This window comes from Pseudomonas sp. P4_C3 (assembly GCF_056402075.1).
The window spans coordinates 1-1,847 of sequence record NZ_JBFUIC010000547.1 but is presented as its reverse complement, the minus strand read 5'-3'; the positions used below and the strand labels follow the sequence as shown (position 1 = coordinate 1,847).

The 1,847-nt window shown below is 50.2% G+C and carries 2 protein-coding genes and 3 pseudogenes; 4 read left to right on the top strand and 1 reads right to left on the bottom strand.

Annotated features, from left to right (window positions below; genetic code table 11):
- The 4 genes and pseudogenes from rpsA to AC1DVH_RS30445 all read left to right on the top strand — a co-directional run.
- Window positions 1-192, top strand: a pseudogene (gene rpsA / locus AC1DVH_RS30460) (30S ribosomal protein S1); the annotation flags it as partial.
- A 305-nt stretch (window positions 193-497) separates the two neighbouring features.
- A pseudogene (gene ihfB, locus AC1DVH_RS30455) lies at window positions 498-798 on the top strand (integration host factor subunit beta).
- A gap of 454 nt (window positions 799-1,252) precedes the next feature.
- The gene (locus tag AC1DVH_RS30450) at window positions 1,253-1,423 is read left to right on the top strand and encodes an asparagine synthase-related protein (RefSeq protein ID WP_477756919.1); all 171 of its coding nucleotides are present in this window, start codon (window positions 1,253-1,255) and stop codon (window positions 1,421-1,423) included.
- Window positions 1,405-1,721 (top strand): annotated as a pseudogene (locus AC1DVH_RS30445) (asparagine synthase-related protein). Before AC1DVH_RS30450 ends, AC1DVH_RS30445 begins: the two are co-directional and overlap by 19 nt.
- Here AC1DVH_RS30445 and AC1DVH_RS30440 read toward each other — a convergent pair.
- On the bottom strand, window positions 1,623-1,847 hold a 225-nt coding region (locus tag AC1DVH_RS30440), incomplete at its 5' end, for a hypothetical protein (RefSeq protein ID WP_477756920.1). The pseudogene AC1DVH_RS30445 and the gene AC1DVH_RS30440 sit on opposite strands and share 99 nt — an antisense overlap.

Sequence of the window (1,847 nt, the reverse complement as noted above, 5' to 3'; positions counted from 1 at the left end):
GAAGAAGTAGAATCCAAGATCATCAGCGTTGACCGCAAGAGCCGTGTAATTCAGCTCTCGATCAAGTCGAAAGACGTTGAAGACGAGAAAGAAGCAATCCAGAGCCTGCGCGACAAGCCAGTAGCTACTGACGCTCCTGTGGCCACCACTCTGGGTGACCTGCTGCGTGCACAAATGGAAAAACAGAACTAAGTTCTGGCTTTCTGTAAAAAAGGGCGACTTCGGTCGCCCTTTTTTGTGCCTGGATTTTACCTGGGCTGAACAGAATATTGGCCTGCCGGGGTTTGTTGATGAAATCCAGGGCTCCTCAGGTTGTCTCTTTCTTGGTCGAATCAGTCGTTTATTTGCAGCTAGCCTTATGCCTGAAAGTAAGTGATGGTCAGGCGAGATACCTGGCAGGAGAACGATGGGGTAACTGCTGCACTGTTCAAAATCCTCCGGGTGTGCTGAGGCGCTGTGAAGCGCTGATCTGGTTGCTTGAAAAAGAAGGGGGGGCTATGACTAGGTCGGAGTTGATCGAGCGAATTGTTACCCGTCAGGGGCTGCTCTCATCCAGGGATGTGGAGCAGGCCATCAAGATCTTGCTTGAACAAATGTCCCAATGCCTGGCCACCGGCGATCGTATCGAGATCCGTGGGTTTGGCAGTTTCTCTCTGCGCTATCGCTCCCCGAGGGTGGGGCGCAATYCGAAAACCGGTCRGTCTCAGYCTCGATGGCAAGTTCGTTCCGCATTTCAAGCYSGGYAAGGARTTGCGTGATCGGSTGAATGAGGATGAGGAGGGTTGCAGTGACGATTAGTTGGTGAGACAGCAGCCGCTTCAAGCGATTCGTGATCACAGGGTTTGTGTTGTTTGTATCAATTCCATGCCTGCTCTTCGTGCTGGAAAACCAGCAGTTTGTTGTCATCTCCTTTTTAGGTTTTTCTTCACCACAGCTTCAGTTGTCGATTTTTGGCGTTGTTTCATTCTTGGTCGGAATGATTGTGGGGGGGGCGGTGTTGTGTCTGCTTATGCCTTGAGGGTCAGAAGCAGGGGCGGTAAGTTGAACATTGATTTTATTGGAATTTGTTTCTGGTGTTCAGCAGAGGCAATGATGCGGTATCCTGCGCGCGTTCGTTGAGACGGGAATTCATTGCTGTTTGCGCTTTAGTTGTTAAGGTTTTCTGGCGTAAATGTAGTCGCAATGACAACCTGCAGACAATGTGGTATTGGGTGTTGACGGTCAAGATCAGGGCGACGTCTCTTGGGAGTCGATGGACGATTACATCGAAGAAATTCGTAGGTGGGATGTTTCTCAGTACTTGCCGGATGATCTGCTCGTAAATATCGAGCGTGGTGCCATGAGCGCGAGCCTCGAAGCCCGGGCACCCTTGCTTGATCATCGAGTCGCGGAACTGGCGTTTTTTTGTCTTCAGAGCAGTTGATCAAAAGTGGCGTCGGGAAGTGGCCGCTTCGCGAACTGCTTAAGAGATACGTACCTACCTCGTTCTTCGATAGGCCAAAGGCGGGCTTCTCTATTCCACTGGCGCAATGGTGCGTGGACCACTGAGAGAGTGGGCAGAGGACTTGCTGGCTGAGAAGCGAATCAGGAGTGAGGGCTATTTCGATTGTCAGAAAATTCGCTCAGCGTGGCTCCAGCATCAAAACGGAACGTACGATCGTAGTCTTCATTTGTGGAATATTCTGATGTTCCAATCCTGGCTTGATAAAAATAGTCGCTAATTCAGATTGAGCAAAAGGTTTTCCATGAAGATAGTTTTCAATGCGCTCTCTGCCCGCTTGGGTGGAGGTCAGACATATCTGATTAATCCTTTTCAGTTCGTACCCTTCGACGGGGATCTTGATATC

Coding starts and splice junctions, on each gene's coding strand:
- AC1DVH_RS30450 (WP_477756919.1), top strand. CDS start 1,253: ATGGACGATTACATCGAAGAAATTCGTAGGTGGGATGTTTCTCAGTAC.